The organism is Chryseobacterium sp. II3a (assembly GCF_057815135.1).
The window spans coordinates 465,917-484,037 of record NZ_JBYPZJ010000001.1; the positions used below are offsets into that span (position 1 = coordinate 465,917).

The 18,121-nt window shown below is 35.9% G+C and carries 17 protein-coding genes; 8 read left to right on the top strand and 9 right to left on the bottom strand.

What is annotated here, in order from left to right; genetic code table 11:
- Nucleotides 1-272: 272 nt before the first annotated feature.
- Nucleotides 273-1,235 (bottom strand): YpdA family putative bacillithiol disulfide reductase, encoded by a 963-nt coding sequence (locus AC3HD6_RS02090; protein WP_488894850.1) that lies wholly within the window; start codon nucleotides 1,233-1,235, stop codon nucleotides 273-275.
- A 219-nt stretch (nucleotides 1,236-1,454) separates the two neighbouring features.
- Here AC3HD6_RS02090 and AC3HD6_RS02095 point away from each other — a divergent pair, with 219 nt between their 5' ends.
- On the top strand, nucleotides 1,455-2,099 hold the full coding sequence (locus AC3HD6_RS02095) for a hypothetical protein (protein WP_488894851.1): 645 nt from the start codon (nucleotides 1,455-1,457) through the stop codon (nucleotides 2,097-2,099).
- Nucleotides 2,100-2,234: 135 nt separating this feature from the next.
- On the opposite strand, the gene AC3HD6_RS02100 is transcribed toward AC3HD6_RS02095, so the two are convergent.
- The 8 genes from AC3HD6_RS02100 to AC3HD6_RS02135 form a co-directional block, all read right to left on the bottom strand.
- A complete protein-coding gene (locus AC3HD6_RS02100) occupies nucleotides 2,235-3,527 on the bottom strand; it encodes a glycosyltransferase family 4 protein (RefSeq protein ID WP_488894852.1) in 1,293 nt (430 codons plus the stop codon).
- 211 nt (nucleotides 3,528-3,738) lie between these two features.
- The gene (locus AC3HD6_RS02105) at nucleotides 3,739-3,897 is read right to left on the bottom strand and encodes a GIY-YIG nuclease family protein (protein WP_488894853.1); all 159 of its coding nucleotides are present in this window, start codon (nucleotides 3,895-3,897) and stop codon (nucleotides 3,739-3,741) included.
- Between the two features lie 62 nt (nucleotides 3,898-3,959).
- Nucleotides 3,960-6,500: a YfhO family protein gene (locus AC3HD6_RS02110; RefSeq protein ID WP_488894854.1), complete on the bottom strand. Its 2,541-nt coding sequence runs from the start codon at nucleotides 6,498-6,500 to the stop codon at nucleotides 3,960-3,962.
- A 31-nt stretch (nucleotides 6,501-6,531) separates the two neighbouring features.
- Nucleotides 6,532-6,762 carry a hypothetical protein gene (locus AC3HD6_RS02115; protein WP_123857160.1) on the bottom strand — a complete coding sequence of 77 codons (231 nt, stop codon included), beginning with the start codon at nucleotides 6,760-6,762 and terminating at the stop codon, nucleotides 6,532-6,534.
- Nucleotides 6,763-6,827: 65 nt separating this feature from the next.
- The gene (locus AC3HD6_RS02120) at nucleotides 6,828-7,877 is read right to left on the bottom strand and encodes a DUF6263 family protein (protein WP_068944186.1); all 1,050 of its coding nucleotides are present in this window, start codon (nucleotides 7,875-7,877) and stop codon (nucleotides 6,828-6,830) included.
- Between the two features lie 32 nt (nucleotides 7,878-7,909).
- Nucleotides 7,910-8,653: a 23S rRNA (guanosine(2251)-2'-O)-methyltransferase RlmB gene (gene rlmB, locus AC3HD6_RS02125; protein WP_066694653.1), complete on the bottom strand. Its 744-nt coding sequence runs from the start codon at nucleotides 8,651-8,653 to the stop codon at nucleotides 7,910-7,912.
- A gap of 105 nt (nucleotides 8,654-8,758) precedes the next feature.
- A complete protein-coding gene (locus AC3HD6_RS02130) occupies nucleotides 8,759-9,229 on the bottom strand; it encodes a DinB family protein (RefSeq protein ID WP_066694648.1) in 471 nt (156 codons plus the stop codon).
- Between the two features lie 333 nt (nucleotides 9,230-9,562).
- Nucleotides 9,563-10,900, bottom strand: a complete 1,338-nt coding sequence (locus AC3HD6_RS02135) for a peptide-N-glycosidase F-related protein (RefSeq protein ID WP_488894855.1) — start codon at nucleotides 10,898-10,900, stop codon at nucleotides 9,563-9,565.
- 239 nt (nucleotides 10,901-11,139) lie between these two features.
- Between AC3HD6_RS02135 and AC3HD6_RS02140 the strand changes: the two genes are divergently transcribed.
- The 7 genes from AC3HD6_RS02140 (at nucleotide 11,140) to AC3HD6_RS02170 (ending at nucleotide 18,029) form a co-directional block, all read left to right on the top strand.
- Entirely contained in the window at nucleotides 11,140-12,441 is a 1,302-nt protein-coding gene (locus AC3HD6_RS02140) for a hypothetical protein (protein ID WP_488894856.1), read from the top strand.
- 263 nt (nucleotides 12,442-12,704) lie between these two features.
- Nucleotides 12,705-13,709: an AAA family ATPase gene (locus AC3HD6_RS02145; RefSeq protein WP_488894857.1), complete on the top strand. Its 1,005-nt coding sequence runs from the start codon at nucleotides 12,705-12,707 to the stop codon at nucleotides 13,707-13,709.
- Nucleotides 13,709-14,164: a GNAT family N-acetyltransferase gene (locus AC3HD6_RS02150; RefSeq protein WP_488894858.1), complete on the top strand. Its 456-nt coding sequence runs from the start codon at nucleotides 13,709-13,711 to the stop codon at nucleotides 14,162-14,164. Before AC3HD6_RS02145 ends, AC3HD6_RS02150 begins: the two co-directional genes overlap by 1 nt.
- 56 nt (nucleotides 14,165-14,220) lie before the next feature.
- Nucleotides 14,221-15,084 (top strand): DUF58 domain-containing protein, encoded by an 864-nt coding sequence (locus tag AC3HD6_RS02155; protein ID WP_488894859.1) that lies wholly within the window; start codon nucleotides 14,221-14,223, stop codon nucleotides 15,082-15,084.
- A 56-nt stretch (nucleotides 15,085-15,140) separates the two neighbouring features.
- Complete coding sequence (locus tag AC3HD6_RS02160) at nucleotides 15,141-16,037, top strand: BatD family protein (protein WP_488894860.1); 897 nt, start codon at nucleotides 15,141-15,143, stop codon at nucleotides 16,035-16,037.
- On the top strand, nucleotides 16,030-17,022 hold the full coding sequence (locus tag AC3HD6_RS02165) for a VWA domain-containing protein (protein ID WP_068944181.1): 993 nt from the start codon (nucleotides 16,030-16,032) through the stop codon (nucleotides 17,020-17,022). The genes AC3HD6_RS02160 and AC3HD6_RS02165 overlap by 8 nt, the downstream gene beginning before the upstream one ends.
- Nucleotides 17,022-18,029, top strand: coding sequence for a vWA domain-containing protein (locus AC3HD6_RS02170; protein ID WP_488894861.1), 1,008 nt, complete (start codon nucleotides 17,022-17,024; stop codon nucleotides 18,027-18,029). Before AC3HD6_RS02165 ends, AC3HD6_RS02170 begins: the two co-directional genes overlap by 1 nt.
- The last annotated feature ends 92 nt before the right edge of the window (nucleotides 18,030-18,121 follow it).

The following is an 18,121-nucleotide window of genomic DNA, read 5'->3' on the forward strand; positions in this document are numbered from 1 at the left end:
TGTCCCATTGTGTTTAAAAATTACGACCAAATCATTATAAAAGATATGAATCATATCCTTTACTACAGGCTGTATTGCTAAAGGTGGGTGGAAAAATGGGAATATCAGGATATTTACCTTGTCTGTGCCCATGTTTTCAACTCATGACCGGAAGAAGGAAAAGTATCCCGAAAAATAAATGGTTACTGTTCATATTTTTTGCATTTATCTCACCATCTTTCAGTCTCTTTTTAATACTGATTTTATAACTAGAATTACGATCGATCTGCAGGTTATTTAGATAGGATAGAACTGATAATCATCCCAGCATGAATTCTTGAATTTTCGATGAACCAAAGATGGGTATCCTTTCCGCCGCAGACTACTCCTGCAAGATATAGATTAGGGACATTCGTTTCCATGGTTTGAGGGTTGTAAAATGGATTCATACAATCTCCATCCAGGTCAATTCCGGAACTTTTCAGAAATTGAAAATCCGGAAGATAGCCGGTCATGGCCAGTACAAAATCATTTGTAATTTCATGAGTCTGGCTGTTTTCATCCTTAAAAATTACTGAATTTTCTTTTACCTCCATCATTTCAGCATTAAAATAAGCCTTAATGCTTCCTTCCGCAATCCGGTTTTCAATATCTGGTTTTACCCAATATTTTACACTTTTTGAAATCTCGGAATGGCGGATAATCATGGTCACTTCAGCTCCTTTTCTATAAGTTTCAAGAGCTGCATCCACAGCAGAATTGCTTGATCCTACCACTACCAATTTCTGCCTTGCATACGGATAAGGTTCTGTATAATAATGTTTCACCTTCGGAAGTTCTTCACCCGGAATATTCATAAGGTTCGGAATATCATAAAATCCTGTGGCAATCACTACATTTTTAGCTTTATAGTTTTTTTTTGTGGTTTCAATATCAAATACATCAAGTGTTTTGTATACATTCAGTACTTTTTCATAGAGATGAATATTCAGTTCTTTTTGTCGTGCAATTCCTTGATAATATTCCAAAGCATCCTGTCTTCCTGGTTTGGGAGCTGTGGAAATAAAAGGAGTTCCATCAATTTCCAGTTTTTCAGCAGTTGAAAAGAACCTCATGTATAAAGGGTAATTGTACAGCGAGTTGACAATGGTTCCTTTTTCTATGATTAAATAGCTCAGGTTGTTTTTCTGGGCTTCAATGGCACAGTTGATGCCAATAGGGCCTGCTCCTATAATGAGAATATCCAAAATTTCCATATCCCAAAGGTACGATGTAATTGGGAGAAAGTATTCAAGAGGGAAGAGATAATAGATATTGAGATGATAGACGAGTAGATAATAGATGGATAGATGAGAAACAGTGTAGTCTAGAAAGGAAAGCCATAAACGAATATTTTTGATTGGAGACTATTATACTCCGTATCTTGCATTGGCATTAGTTTTGGTGTTTTTCTAGTTATTGCAAAACTAAAAGATATGAAAAAACTATTCGTTTCAGTCCTTATGCTGAGTCTGGCAGTGGCCTGTAAGAAAGAGGCTGGAAAGCCGGTCCCTAGCGAAATTGATACTATTACCCGTGTAAAACCATTGGATAGTGCTGCACTTGCTAAGGAGAAAATGAAGAAAGAAGGCGATATTAAAATGGTTAATGATGAGGTGTTGAAGGCTCTAAAAGCTAAAGATTATAAAACATTCGCATCATTAATTCATCCTGAAAAAGGAATTAGTTTCTCCATGTATGCTTTTGTAGATCCGAAAGGAGATAAACATTTCTCGAAAGAAGAGTTTGAGAAATACCAGCCTACAAAAACACTATTTACCTGGGGAGCTAAGGATGGTTCCGGAGATCCTTATAAAGCAACCATTAATGATTATCTTGGAAAATGGGTATTTTCAGGTGATTTTACCACTTCTCAATATTCACTGAATAAATTTATAGGAGGTGGGAACTCCCTGAATAATCTTGAGAAAATCTACGCTAAGAAAGATTTTACAGAAAACTACATCAAAGGGACTGAAAAGAATGGTGAAATGGATTGGAAAACACTTCGTTTTGTGTTTGAAGAGTTTCAGGGAAAATATTACCTGATTGCTGTTGTGAATGATCAATGGACAATTTAAAAGCTAGAAGCTGGATGTAGGAAGCTGGAAGAATTTCAAGTGATAAAAAACGTCTGTAGTTTTTAATTACATTTGAAAATGAAAATACAATTGTTTTTCTCAATTCTATAACTTCCTGCCTCCAGCTTCCTTTCTCTATAAAATTTCAGTCAGTTGTTGGGTGAGATTTTTTCTGGAAAACTGTTCGATCTTTTGAGTTTTTTCAGTAAGCTTTCCGTCTTTCCAAAGTTCAAATTTTTCAAGGATGAATCTTTTTACAGTTTCGGAATCATTATAGCCGAAATGTTTTCCGACATGGGTTTCTTCCAATATTCTTGCTACATCAGCCTGATCCGGACCAAATGAAAGGATCTGTTTTCCAGAAGCGAGATATTCAAATATTTTTCCGGGGATAATTCCTTTTGAAGATTCATTCGGGAAGTTGGTAATCAACAGTATTTCTGAAGTCTGCATTTCTTCAACAGCTTTCCCGTGTGAAAGATAGCCCAGATTTAAAATATGATTTTTCAAACCCGAGTTTTCTATCGAATGAAGAATCTTATCATCAATTCTGCCCACAAATTTTAGGCTGAAAGACTTTGCAAATTCTTCATTTTCCTTTACCAGTTCATCCAGTGCTTTCCAAAGGTTTTCCGGGTTTCTAAGCTGTTCCAGAACTCCTATATAACTTAGAGTAAAGGTTATACGGGTATCTTTTTGTGCCGCATCTGTTTCATTTGAATCACTTTCATCAAAACCGTTGGTGATACAAATCGCATTGGCTCCGGCTTTTCTGAAATTTTCAGCATCAGTGTAACTTGTTGCCAAAGTAATGTCCGCATTTTTAAAGACAGCACTTTCCAGCTGGCGATGCTTTTTGTCAGAACTCTTGGTAAGCTTCAAGTGTTTGTAGTAGGAAATCTCCGTCCACGGATCACGAAAATCAGCAATCCATTTTAAATTCGGTAGCTTATTTTTCAGGCCTAATCCAATCAGGTGAAGAGAGTGGGGTGGGCCGGAAGTTACAATGGTATCAATCTTATTTTCCTGTAAATATTTTTCCAGAAATTTAATAGAAGGTTTTACCCAGAAAACTCTGGCATCAGGAATGAAAAAATTTCCTCTTACCCATATAGAAAGTTTGGATTTCCAGCTTTGATTTTTTCCTACATCAAATTGACCGGCTTTGAATTTTTTATTGCTTTTATTTAGCTTTTCTGCCAGTTGATAAGGTTCCCATATTCTTGTTCTAACGATTTCGATGTTTTCAGGAACCTCCTTCATTAGGGTTTCATCCATCAATGGATAGCTTGGGTTCTCTGGCGTATAGATCACTGGTTTCCATCCAAAATCCGGCAGATATTTTGCAAATTTTAGCCATCTTTGAACACCAGGGCCTCCCGCAGGAGGCCAGTAATAGGTAATAATCAATATTTTCTTCTGTTCCATTTTTTATGAATGGTCTATTATTCATTTGTCATTCTGAACGAAGCGCAGCGCAGTGAAGAATCTTATTCTACCTCTTCATTCAGAAACGTCCAATCGGAATTGAATTCTGTAATTAAGTTTTCTTTCTTTTTCCGAGTCCAACCTTTTATTTGTTTTCTCTCGCTATTGCGGTTTCAATGTCATCAAAATGCTCAAAATAAATTAAATAAAATCATTTATATTTTGATGTGAAGCTTTTATCGATCGATTCCGGATGCTGATGCCAATATAGTCTGTTTTTCAAATCATTGGTAACTCCTGTGTACAATACTATTTTTATTTTATTGGTCAGTATATAGACATAGTAATTATGAGTTCCTAATGTTTTCATTTTGATTTGAGATTCTTCATAGCGCTATGCTCCATTCAGAATGACACAGTACAAAGTTTAAATTAGACTTTCTGTTCTACTAAAGTTTCTTTTTTCTTGTTCTTATTCATCCAGAAAACTCCAAAGGCAGCCAGTGCAATAAATAAACCGAAGCTTAAAAGGGAAATCCATTTTCCTTTTTCAATGACTTCCGGTTCAAATACCATTCTGATGTGATGGTTTCCTGCAGGAACATGTACCGCACGAAGTAAATAATCTGCTTTAATATAAGGAACTTCTTTTTCATCAATAAGAACTTTCCATCCATGAGGATAGTATACTTCAGAGAAAACAGCCAATTGAGGAGTCTTCGACTGAGATTTAAATTCTAACTCGTTAGGTTGGTATGTTGTTAAATTGATAAATGCTGTAGAATCTGCCTGAACTGGTTTATTGCTGAAATAAGCTTTGTCAGAAGAGGCGATTACTGCTGTTTTTTTATTGTCAACCTCTCCGATATATTTGATTTCTTCATTAGGAGTATCTACAAACTTAAGATCACTTACAAACCATGCATTTCCGTTGGCCTTAGGGTTAGGAACAACCTGAGGTTGATCAGGACCTCCGAAAACCATATATTTTGCATTCAGTAAGTTAAGGATCTTAGGAGTTCTCACACTGTCGATGTTGCTGATATAAGCATTCAAAACATCATCATATCTTCTCAGTTTTACAGCGTGATACCCTCCGATAGAAGCTTTAAAGTAAGAGGTATTGGTCTCACTGGTAACCCCTAGGGTTTGGTTGTAAATTCTATAGTGTGCCTTATCTTTATCTGCAATAGTTTCTAAAGCTTTATTAATATTTACAGTAGATAAAATAGACTCAAGGTTTGGATTTCCCTGTGTTTTTTCTACCAATAGATCTGAGCTTTCTGTCTGGAAAGGATTCTCAGCAAAGATTTTGTCTACATAGTTTTCGTCATTTAAATAACGCTTGTTGACTGTCCATAGATCAAATAAGCTTACTAAACCAATAATGACTAAAGCAATGTTCTGATTAAGCTTTTTCTTTAAACTCAAGAATAGGGCTACTGCTGCAATGGCTACATAAAGAAATGCCTTTAAAGCATCTGCCTTAAATAACTTATACCTTTCATCCACTAAATAATCCAATAAGAAGGGCGGGAAGTAAGTTTTCTCACCTGCTGTAGAAAAGCCTAGTAATGATTTACCGAATAGTAAAAGAACTAATAACAAACCTAATGTTCCACCACTTACATAGATCAGGATTTTTTGTTTGTATTCTTCGGTCAGCTTCTCATCCGTGAAGAATCTGTATAATCCTATAATAGCGATTAGAGGGAATAGTAACTCTACCACAACAAGGATAGAAGAAGGAGCTCTGAATTTATTATAAAACGGAACATAATCGATAAAGAAATCAGATAATGGCATAAAGTTGCTTCCCCAAGCCAATAAAATAGTAAGAATAGAAGCTCCTAAAATCCAATAACGATATTTTTTCGATGCAAAGAAGAATCCTAATAGGGCAAGGAAACATACGATGGCTCCCTGATAAGCTGGTCCAGAAGTGCCCGGTTGGTCTCCCCAGTAGGTCATTCCGCTGAATCCTTTTGAAATTCTGTCCATTTCAGCTTGTGAGCCTACATTTTCCTGAACAAGTTCCTGTACCTTATTCATCATTTCCTTCGCCTCCGGTTCCTGGTTTCCACCCCCCATTAATCTTGGAATGAAAAGGTTTAAAGTTTCCAGTTGCCCGTAACTCCACATCAGCATACTTTCCTTATCCATTCCGGATTTTCCTGAAGTATGGCTGTCATTGGTTAAGATCTGTTTTCCACGAACGGTTTCCTTCACATACTCTGAATTGGCCATGATTCTTTGGGAATTCATTCCAACACCAATAATACAAGAAGCCGCAATGATCCCTGAAGAAATCAGGAAATGTTTCATCGGAGTTTTTTTCTGGATCGCTCTGATTAACTCAGAAAGGAATAAAAACCCTAGAGCTAAAAACAGATAATAGGTCATCTGCGGGTGATTCGCTGCGATTTGAAGTCCCATAAACAGGGTAGTGACAATGAATCCCCAAATGTATTGTTTTCTGATGTAAACCAATAAAATACCAGCTAAAAGAGGAGCAAAATATTCAATGGTATTTACTTTTCCATTGTGTCCTGCAGCAATAATGATATAGAAATAAGTGGAAAGACCAAAGAAAGTGGCGCCCAGTAAGGCGTATTTCCAGTTTCTGACCACGACGATTCCCAAAAGGAAAAAACCTGCAAAAAGCAGGAAGAGATAATTCACCGGTCTAGGCAGGAAATTAAGGTTGCTGTCGATTTTTTTGATGATATCGCCTTTAAACTGGCTGCCCATCTGGTAAGTCGGCATTCCCCCAAACATGGAGTCACTCCAATATGTTTCATTTCCTGTGTTAGCTCTATAGTCTAAAAGTTCCTTTGCTCCTCCTCTGTATTGAACAATATCATGCTGGAAAAGCTGTTTTCCTGAAAATACAGGAGTGGAATATAAAAATGCTAAAACTATAAATATTACTAATGAAACTGCAATATAAATTAAGTTTTTATTTTTTGCCATGCTGGTTATTATCTTTTATTTCTTGGATTTTTTACCTTTTGTCATTACTCTCTTTTACCTCTTCATAGTCTACGGTTTCGGCATCCCATTTAAGGTCTTTTTTGTTATTCTTATTTGAGTTGTGAATGTCTTCTCTTGAATTATTATGCTGTTGGTTATTGAACCTGTAGCTGTAAAATGTCTTGAAAAAAATTCTTTTCAGAATGTTCCAGACAAAGAAAATAATAATGGCGGAAAGTACTAACTCAAGAATGTACTTCATAATAAATTGATTTAAGGTTTAAAGTGTAAGAATCAAACATTGAATCTTACACTTTTAAGCTTGAATTATTTTGCAGACGGGTTTACCATTACAGAAGAATTGGAAACGCTCTTCATAGATTGAGATTGCTTTCCATCTGAAATGGTTTCTATCTGCGTAGTTTTTACATTGATGTTTTGGTTCGTGATCCATCCTGTATTTTCATCAAACTTGATGGTCCCGTTTTGAGCAAGTTCACTGCTCATGCTGTGGGTGATAGGCCCCTGAGCTTTCTTTTCGGTTTTCTTAGGAATTCCCCCGGTTACAGCAATTTCAGCAGTTCCGTTTCCTAAGCTTTTTAAAACATAGTTTGAAGTTACCTTGATGGCTCCGCTTGGATCTGCATTTTCAGAGGTAGTCCATTTTTCTCCTATCTTCACCCCTTTTTTAGGAATGATAGAAAGGTTTTTATTGAACTGATCTTTCAATACTTTCTCATTAAAAGACTGCTTAAGACTTGCAACAACACTAGCTCTTTCATTAGCATCCTTAATAAGTGTTCCCAAAGCCGTTGAAACTTTGGTATAAACAGCATCGAATCCTGTAATAGAAATTACATTTCCTTTGGTATCCATTTTCATATCAAGTTTGTTGCTGGTAAGTGCTTTGTTGATATTCCAGATCATTTTAAGATCATCTTCTTTAGGAAGAGGCTGTTTAGTGTCTACTACAACTGTTTTTCCCTGTGCAGATTGAGAACTTCTTTTAGAAACAAGGTTAAGTGTCATTTCGTACACATTTCCTTTGATTTCGTTTACGGTGAAATTCATTTCATCTGTAGATTCAGAGGTTGCCGTCATTGTTTTTCCCTGAGGATCCGTCATTGTTTTTACATCTCTCTGATAAGTAGTAAGAGGGTAAGTTTTACCTTTTTCAAGTTTGAAAGTTTGAGTAACGATTCCGGCAGAGTCTCTGATCGCAGGATTTTCTGCAACTTTCGCTACAGAATCTGCGGGAACTTCTACAGTAACTGTTTTTCCTGTCTTAGGATCTACTTTCGTGATTTTTGCCGTTTCTTTTTTACAAGAAACAAGAGCTATAGATGATAATAGCGCTATTGCTGCTATGTTTTTCATTTTCTAATTTTTTTAAGTGTTGTGTTATCGAATTAATTTATTTTCAAACTCTTCTGTCTTACTGCTTCATACAGGATAGCTCCACAGGCTACAGAAACATTCAGAGATTGAGTTTTCCCTTCAATAGGAAGTTTTATCTTTTCATCAGAATGATGCAATACTTCTTTAGAAATACCTGTTTCTTCATTTCCCATAACAATAGCGCATGGTTCTGTGAAGTCTACATCATAGATTAATTTTTGTGCTTTCTCAGAAGCTGAAAATACAGTAATCCCGCTTTGTTGAAGGAAATCTACTGCATGAGCAAGATTATTTTCCTTACAGATTTTAATGTTATAAATAGCTCCTGCAGACGTTTTGATTGCATCAGAATTGATAGGAGCAGCTCCTTTTTCAGGAATAATTACAGCATCTATCCCCACGCATTCTGCTGTTCGGCAGATAGCTCCAAAGTTTCTTACATCTGTAAGTCTGTCCAGAATCAATAAGAATGGTGTTTTACCTTCCTCAAATAATTGTGGAACAAGATCCTCCACTTTATGAAACGGAACATCCGAAATAAAAGCAACCACACCTTGGTGATTTTTTCTTGTAAAACGGTTCAGTTTTTCAACCGGAACATAATTGGGACGGATTTTATTTTTCGCTAAAATTGCTTTTAGTTCAGCATAAATAGGACCCTGAAGTGCATTTTGCACAAAGATCTTGTCAATCGTTTTTCCCGCTTCAATTGCTTCAATCACGGGACGCAGCCCGAAAATAAAATCGTCTTTCATTGATTTGTCTATAATTTTATGTTTAAGGATATGTGGTTTCGGGATTAGAGGAGTTGTGTTTTATGAGGACTACAAACTTCCAGCTTCCTTCTTCCAGCTTCCTTTTTAATATTTTTCTCCTAAAATTGCTCTTTTCTGCGCCATTACATACCCGTAATGCAGGCTTTCATGCATATTGTTAAAAATGATAGCATCCTGAATGCTCTTCAGATCCATTCCAAAACTCGTTGTATAAGGCGTGTAATCTGAAAAGAAATCGCTGTCATAATCCTTCATTAGAATTTTGGAGGTTTCTGTAAGTAAAAACTCCAGATCTTCCACTTCGGATTTTTGAACATTTAAGTTGGGTAAAGTTCCTTTTTTATAAGTTTCAACCCAATATTTATCAATACGGAAAGGATTGCCGCTTAAATAATAATGTAAAAGCTGCTGAGTGGCAACTGTGTGGGCAATATTCCAGTAAATATTATTGTTGAAGCCATCTGGAATCAGCAGAAGATCCTCGTGGGAGGTGTTCTGCAGGATATCTAAAAGGTTTCTTCTTACCTGTCTGTGTGCTTGAAAATGATAATTCATTTTGCAGAAATTTTAATCACCAAAAATAGTTTAATAAACTGGAAATGACAATTTTTTGGGGAAAGGATTAAAGTAAAAGTTCCATAATGTTAATAAAACAGATTATTTATTATTTTCTTTTTACACAAAAATTTGATGGGATTATAATAGGTTTTAGAAAATTTAACGACTCCTTTTTAGATATTTATTAATTTTTATGAAGCTAAAAACCCTCCGATGATTTTTATCAAAGAAGGGTTTTTTATTATTTTATTAACTGTTCTTTATGAATTATTTTGTGTTTTCCATAAGTTTTTTAAGGGATGTTTGATTTTTTGAGCCTATGGAGTTTGATTATTTTTTGATGATTTTATGCTTAAAAGTAGTTCCGTCTTTCAAAACAATATTTAAGAAATAAACTCCTGCACTGTATGATGAAAGATTGATTTTGTTCTCTCTGTAAACTTCAGTTAGTTTTCTTCCATCTATACTGAAAAGCGTCATGGATGCAACATCCTCTTTTGATTTTATATTGACGAAGTCAGTGGTGGGATTAGGATAAATATTCACGTCTATGGTTTTTACATCCTTTACATTTAAAGAAGCATTGCTTTTACCCTGCATATAAACCGATAAAAATACATCACCATCCTTTCCGTTAAAAACTGCAGTAGGGATTGTATGTTTTAAAGTGTGATTTCCAGCAGTCATAGATGGTATAGTAAACCCTCTGATAGGAACCGAATTACCTGGGCACCAGTTGTTCCATGAAGTCCATTGAGCAAATGTTGCGGGAGCACTTTGATAAATTCCGTTACCCTGTGTATTATATACTCTGAAAGGTTCACAGGAAATTCCACCCGGAGTATAGGTTAATACCTGTACATCATCTATATAGGTGTAGTTTTGTCTTCTAATATATTCTTCACCACCTGTACCAGCTCCATGTGGTGTGGAGATTAAAAAAAAGCGAGCATTAGTGACAGCGGTAGGAAGATTGAAAGTAACCAGTCTTACTGTCTCTCCAGTAACGTCAGTACTGTTGTAGTTATTGAGCCTATTATAGCTTAGTATAGGAACAATAGTATTATAATCTGTAGGGGTTGCTCCTACATCTGTTGAAAAGAAAGTCAGGTTTCCTAAAAATACGTCAATTCTACCTGCACAGCCTGCAACCTGCGTTTGAGCAGCATAGGGTACTCCAAAAACATCAAGCTCCATATACATATCATAAGCATTTCGCAATTCGGTATTATGAAATACACTGTATAGATTACTGATATCATAAGTGTAAGGAACTTCGATGGGTGATCGGTTCTTATTCATGAACGGTGTGATATATCGCGCCGCTTCAATTCTTTTAACATTGGGGTCATTCGTAGTATAGGTTGCCTGATTTTTAGGAACAAGGGAAAGGAATACTTCTCCAAGACGATCGTAATTATCACACAGAGCGCCTATGGTTACCCTCATCGCAATTTTTGCTTTAAAGGAATCCATTTCTGAGTCTGTAAGCTTTCTCGCATATCTTGTATTTCCCAGTCTGATTAAGCCGGGAGGAACAGGAGTGGCTACCGGATTAGCATAGCCGTCATAATAGACCGCATCAGAAATCAGATTCGTCACATTTGTTGTCTGTGATTTAAAGAGAGCTGTAAGAAATAGACTTGCAAAAAATAGTCTTTTATACATATCGTTGATATTTAGTGTAAATATATTAAAATATGTATTAAAAATATAGGTATTTGGTTTTGTTTTTAACCTAATAATGTTTTTGTTGTTGAATGTTTAAATTTTTCAAATGAATAGTGCGATGAGTACTGATGGTCTTCATGTTAATTAAGAGGAATGATTGAATAATTTTTTTTTATTATAAGAATCCATATTTTATTATTAAATTAGCATTGTATTTAATGATAATATTATTAATAATGAAAAGAATTTTACTTTTGTCTCTGTTGTTTGCAGTAATTACTATTAATGCTCAGATCAATATCAATATCGGAAGCACAGGTGTTGGAACTGCACCCATAAGTAGTTTTTTTTCTTATTCCTATGTTCAGCAGATTTATCCAAAGCAGGAAGTGAATGCCAATGCTGCCGGAAATATTACAGGGCTTACTTTTTACCTTGATCCTTCTGCGGTTATTAATGATTCTTCCAATTGGACCGTTTATCTTGGACATACTCCAAAAATATCCTTTGCATCCAATACAGATTGGGTTCCCGCGGCTCAATTGACTCAGGTATTTACAGGTACCGTTACTAAGAATGGTAATAAAGTTGATGTCATTTTTACCACTCCGTTCGCTTATAATAATGTTGATAATCTGATAATTGCTGCAAAAGAAGACTCACCAAGTATTGATATTAATAATTTTGATGAGGTTTTTCGTGTTTATCCTTACTTGCAAAATTCCACTCTTGTTTATAAAGGCGATCGTGCTGTTGCTGATCCGGCGTCCCCGCCAGGAGGAATAAGAGTAGATTACAAATCTGCTGTAACTATTTTAGGTTTGACTGCTAATATTGCACCAGGATGTCCCCTTGTGATTTCTCCTGCCAATAATGCTCAATTTGTGGTTTTGTCACCAACTATTACCTGGCAATCGGTAATGGGAGCTGCTTCTTATCGATTATCTTTAGGGACAACCCCTGGTGGAACGGATGTTATCAATCATCAAACTGTAAATGGAGTAAGTTATAATCTTTCTCCATCTATTGTTCTGAACCGTGATACTAATTATTATTTTAAAGTAACTGCTGTATCAGCTAACGGAGAATCTGCCGGTTGTACAGATTATACCTTTAAAACAATTCCTCCAATCCCTGTAAATGATGCATGTTCCGGAGCTTTGCAGGCAGCATCGTTTCCTTATACTTTTGTACAGGCTGATGGAATGTCTTCCACCAATAATAATGGATTTATTTTAGCATGTGCTAATGATGGAATGAACGATGGTTTATGGTTCAAATTTACAGGAGATGGCAGTCAATATACCATCAAGGCTACTCCTGGAGCAGCTTCTTTTGATCCTAAAATTGGGGTGTATAGTGGAGCCTGTGATAATTTGGTTTGCGTAGGTACACAAGATAATGGTGGTGGAGGTTCTGCGGAAACAATGACCATTACAACAACCGCAGGAACAGAATATTTTATCAATATAGGATCTTACGAAGATTCAGTAGATATGCCGGAAGGTGCATTTACAATTAACATTACAAAGTTGTAATTTCTCTGGTTTTATTTTAAGAAATTTAAATTGATATAAAAAGTGTTGTGATGATTATTGGTCACAACATTTTTTATAATGGATTGAATGATAATATAAAAGATTGAAATATAAAATAGAATGATCACAGTAGAATCTGTTTTGAATTCAAAAATGTTTGTTAAACCCGGAATATTTAACAAACTTTAACTCAAATATGGCATTCATTATGTTGATTAATGCAAGTATTTATCAGAAATTTACCACTTATTTTAAATCAAGCTATGTCAGATACATATCAAGCCGAGGATATCCGTCAGTTGACGGAAAAAGTAAAAGAAAAAAACTACTTATTTTCTCTTCTGAGACAGGAAATCAACAAGGTGATTATTGGGCAGGAATACATGGTAGACCGTCTGTTAGTCGGGCTTTTAGGGAATGGTCACGTTCTTCTTGAGGGAGTTCCGGGATTAGCAAAAACCTTAGCCATTAAAACCCTGGCAGATGCTGTTCATGGTGAGTTCTCCAGAATTCAATTTACGCCGGATTTGCTTCCCGCAGATGTTGTAGGAACTATGATTTTCAATATCAAAGACAATGATTTTTCTATAAAAAAAGGTCCGGTATTCGCAAATTTTGTTCTTGCGGATGAGATCAACCGTGCCCCTGCAAAAGTACAGTCAGCGCTTTTAGAAGTGATGCAGGAAAAGCAGGTTACTATTGGTGATGAAACCATGAAGCTTCCAAAACCATTTTTGGTATTGGCTACCCAAAACCCAATCGATCAAGAGGGAACTTATCTGTTGCCGGAAGCTCAAAGCGACCGTTTCATGCTGAAGTGTACCATTGATTATCCTGCTTTTGAAGATGAAAGACAAGTGATGAGAATGGTTTCAACTTCCCATCAGCCAACGGTAAATCCTGTGATATCTCTTCAGGATATTGTGGATGCAAAGGAAATCATCAATCAGATCTATTTGGATGAAAAAATAGAAAAATATATTCTGGATATGGTTTTTGCAACCCGTTATCCGGAAAACTACGGACTTTCCGAACTTAAAAACTATATCAGTTTCGGAGCTTCTCCAAGAGCTTCCATTAACCTTGCGATTGCTTCAAGAGCGTATGCCTTCTTAAAAGGAAGAGCTTTTGTAATTCCTGAAGATGTAAAAGCATTGGCTAAAGATGTATTGAGACACAGAATGGGATTAACCTTTGAAGCAGAGGCAGAAGAAATCACAACAGAAGAGATCATTAATAGAATTTTAGCAAAAATCCAGGCACCATAATGAGTGATGTTATTATTAGAAAAGCAGTTCAGGAGGATTGTGCTTCCATGTTGGAATTAATTAAAGAACTGGCTGAATACGAAAAAGCATTACACGAAGTTACTGTAACTCTGGATGAGTTTACGGAAGATGGCTTTGGTAAATCCCCGGTTTGGGGTGCTTTCGTTGCAGAATTGAATGGCGAAATTGTAGGGATCTCATTATATTATGATAGATATTCAACATGGAAAGGCAGACGACTCTATCTCGAGGATTTGGTAGTGACAGAAAGAATGAGAGGAAAACAGATCGGAAAGCTTCTGTTTGATGCTACAGTAGAATATGGAAAATCAAATGCATATAGTGGAATGGTTTTCCAGGTACTCAACTGGAATGAACCTGCCATTAATTTTTATAAAAAATACGGTCCAAAGTTTGATGACGAATGGTTGAATGTATCTATTGAGTTTAAGTAATAATTTGGAAAAGTAATTTAGCCCAAACCTACAAAACCTTAAACATAAAACCCTCTATGCAGATAAAAGATATTGTAAAAAAAGTAAAGCAAATAGAAATCCGTACCCGAAAAAAGACGGAGGCTGCTTTGATGGGGCAATATCACAGTGCCTTTAAAGGGCAGGGAATGACTTTTTCAGAAGTTCGCCCTTATCAGTTTGGTGACGAGATCAGAAGAATTGACTGGAATAAGACCGCTCGGTTCCGTGAGCCCTTCGTAAAGGTGATGGAAGAAGAAAGGGAATTAACCATGATGCTTGTGGTAGATATTTCTGCTTCTATGGATTATGGAACAAAAGCCCAGCTGAAAAGAGAATATGTGGCAGAAATTGCTGCCAGTTTGGGGTTTTCAGCAGCCGGAAACAATGATAAGGTAGGATTGATCCTGTTTGCAGATAAAGTATATAAAGTAATACCACCGCAAAAAGGAAGAAAGCATATCCTTTCAATTATCAGTAATATCCTTACTGCAGACTATATCCCGGCAGAATCTAAAATAGATAAAGCACTGGAATATATGATGGGGATTTTTAAAAGAAAATCGTTGGTGTTTCTGTTCTCAGACTTTCAGGACGAATATGATTCTAAAATGTTGAGGGTGGCATCAAAGAAACATCAGCTGCTGGGAATGAGGGTATATGATGAAAAAGATAATGAAATTCCTGATGTAGGGTATACATTGCTGTATGATGCTGAAACCGGGCAAGAAATATGGACCAATACTTCCAGTGCAAGGTGGAGATATACTTTTGCAGAAGCACAAAAGCAAAAATTAAGAGCATTGGAGGAAGATTTTGCCAACAGTTCGGCCAGTTTTATGAATGTAAATACCGGCGCTGATTATTCAAAATTGTTGTATAATTATTTTCAGAAAAAATAACATCGGGTTTGCCCGTCAATAAAACATCAGGCTTTAGCCTTTATTATTATTTAACATTGAGAAAAATACTTTTAATACTATCTTTTCTAATCTGTGCAAATGTTTTTTCACAGATACTATCCTCGAATATAGAGAAGAAAACTATTGCTTTGGGAGAAACCAATCATCTTGTGATAAAGATTGATAATCTCCATGATGAGCAGGTGAACTCTGCAGCCAAAAATGAATTGCTGCCTTTTCACTTTGAAGAAACTAAGGACAGTATCGGACAAAATGCCAATTCATACGAAAGAAAAATAGAATTTGCTGTTTTTGAAGAAGGAAAATTTACCATTCCTGAACTGGAATTTAAAGTAGGAGATAAGATTCTTAAAACCATTCCTTACGAAATAGAAGTCATTAATACAGCTCAGAAAGCAGACCAGATTAATGACATTATGAAAAATAAAGAGGTAAAACTTGAAGCCAAGGATTATTGGGAGCTTTACAAGTTTTATATTCTGGCAGCATTGGCAGGTATTGCTTTGATTATTGCCATTATCATGATTGTAAAATGGGGTAGAAAAGCGAAAAGCTCTCCAGTAGTTGCTACCAATCAAACATTGAAGGAGCTGGATTCTCTTAAAAAGAAAAAATATATTGAAGGCGGTAATTTCCGCTCATTCTATGTAGAACTGATCGAAATATCAAGAAATTTTATTACCAGACAATATCATCTTCCTGCAGATGTTCTTTTAACTGATGATCTTATTGATGTTATGAAGAAGAACAATACCATTTCTCAGGATAATGAAAAAATTGTAGAAGAGGTATTCCTGAGAGGAGATTTGGTGAAATTTGCCAAAACATTTCCGGATCAGGCTACAATGGAAAAGGATTTTGCAGATATCAGAGACTTTGTGAAAAGGTCCTCTAAAGATTTAGAATTCGAAAACTTAAGAAAAGATGTTTAATTTTGAGTTTTACAGTCCATGGTTTTTACTGCTTTTTCTGCTGTTTATTCCTCTTTTGATAAAAGATTGGGGTAAAAAGAAAAGAAAAGGCATCAAAGTTCCTACCATAAAAAACATGGGAACTAGCGGAGGTATACAAGGAGTTCTTTTTCTACTGAAGATATCAAAATATATTATTCTTTCGGCACTTATAATTGCCATGGCGAGACCAAGAACTTTTACGGTTTCACAAGATAGAGATGATACCAAAGGAGTAGATATCATGCTGTCTATTGACGTCTCACTCAGTATGCTGGCAAAAGATTTAAATCCGGATCGTATTACTGCCCTTAAGGATATTGCTGTTAAATTTGTTCAGAAGCGTCCAAATGACAGGATTGGAGTAGTTGCCTATGCAGCAGAAGCATTTACCAAAGTTCCTGTAACTTCAGATCATCAGGTCGTGATTGATGAGATCAAAAACCTTAATTCTAATGGTCTTGAACCAGGAACGGCTATAGGAGAAGGACTTTCGGTTGCTGTGAATCATTTAATTAAAAGTAAGGCCAAAAGTAAGGTGATCATTCTGATGACGGATGGGGTAAGTAATATTGAAAACGCGATCCCGCCACAACTTGCTGCGGAACTGGCAAAAAATAATAATATAAAAGTATACACCATCGGAATAGGAACCAATGGTTATGCGCTGATGCCTACAGCAGTGGATTTCTTTGGAGATCTTATTTTTACGGAAGCTGAGGTAACGATCGATGAAAATACGCTGAGAGAAATTGCTCAGACAACAGGAGGGAAATATTTCAGAGCGACTTCAAACAGCAGCCTTGAAGAAGTGTATGATGAGATCAACCAGCTTGAGAAATCTGATGTAAAAGTGTCTAAGCTGTACAATTATGAAGAGTATTTCAAGATCTTTTTATGGGCAGCTCTGGCGATGCTGGTACTGGATGCATTATTGAGATGGGTATTTTATAAAATTTTAAGCTGATGAGTTGGTCCTTAGGAAATTACTGGTATTTGTTTTTACTGTTGCTGCTGCCTCTGTTAGCTTCCTTTTTGATCCGTTTTTTAAAATGGAGAAAAAGAAAGAGAGAAATTTTTGCGGCCAGCCAGTTTCATGATAATTTATTTGAAAAAAACTCAGGATTTACACGATTTTTTCCTGCATTATATCTGTTGGGTACATTATTCCTGATATTTTCAATCATCGATCTTTTGAATGGTTCCGAAGAGGTAAAAAGCAATCAGAGATTGAATAATGTGATTTTTATGCTGGATGTTTCCAATTCCATGAATGCTGAAGATATTGAGCCAAGCCGTCTTACAGAAGCCAAAAACCTGATGATGCAGACAATGTCGAAAATGAAGAACGATAAAATCGGGATTGTCATTTTTGCAGGTCAGGCTATATCTATTATGCCTCTAACAACAGACTATAATTCTGCAGAAACTTATATCGGAGCTATTGAAACGAACTCTATGAAGATTCAGGGAACAGACTTTCTGAAAGGACTGGAAGCAGCCACTGAGAAATTTAAAAATGTAAGCAAAGGATCACGAAAAGTGATATTACTGAGTGATGGTGAGGATAATGAAGGGAATGATAATGCAGCAATAAGGCTTGCCAATAGAGAAGGGATAACCATTACTTCTGTAGGAATAGGAACAGACGAAGGAGCTCCGGTTCCTGTGTATAATGAGGGGCAGCTGATGGGTTATAAAACAGATGTCAATGGAAATACTGTTATTTCCAAAAGGCAGACAGAAGCCTTAAGTAAAATGGCTGGTTCTACAGGAGGAACGTATATTGATGGAAATAATATCAATGAAGCTCCAGACAGAATCATTGATGCGATTAATAAGAAGTCTTCAGGATCAGAAACAATGGTAAAGTCACAGAATGCTAACCATTATTATCAATATTTTTTAGCAGTATCTATTCTGTTTTTCTTTTTAATTTATATTTTTAATCCCAAAAATGATTTTAACCTATAGTTTTACCTTTATTTATAGAATAAAATCTATAGGTACTTTAACCCAATTTTAACAAATAAAACTCTGTTTCTTAACATATAAAGGAATAATTT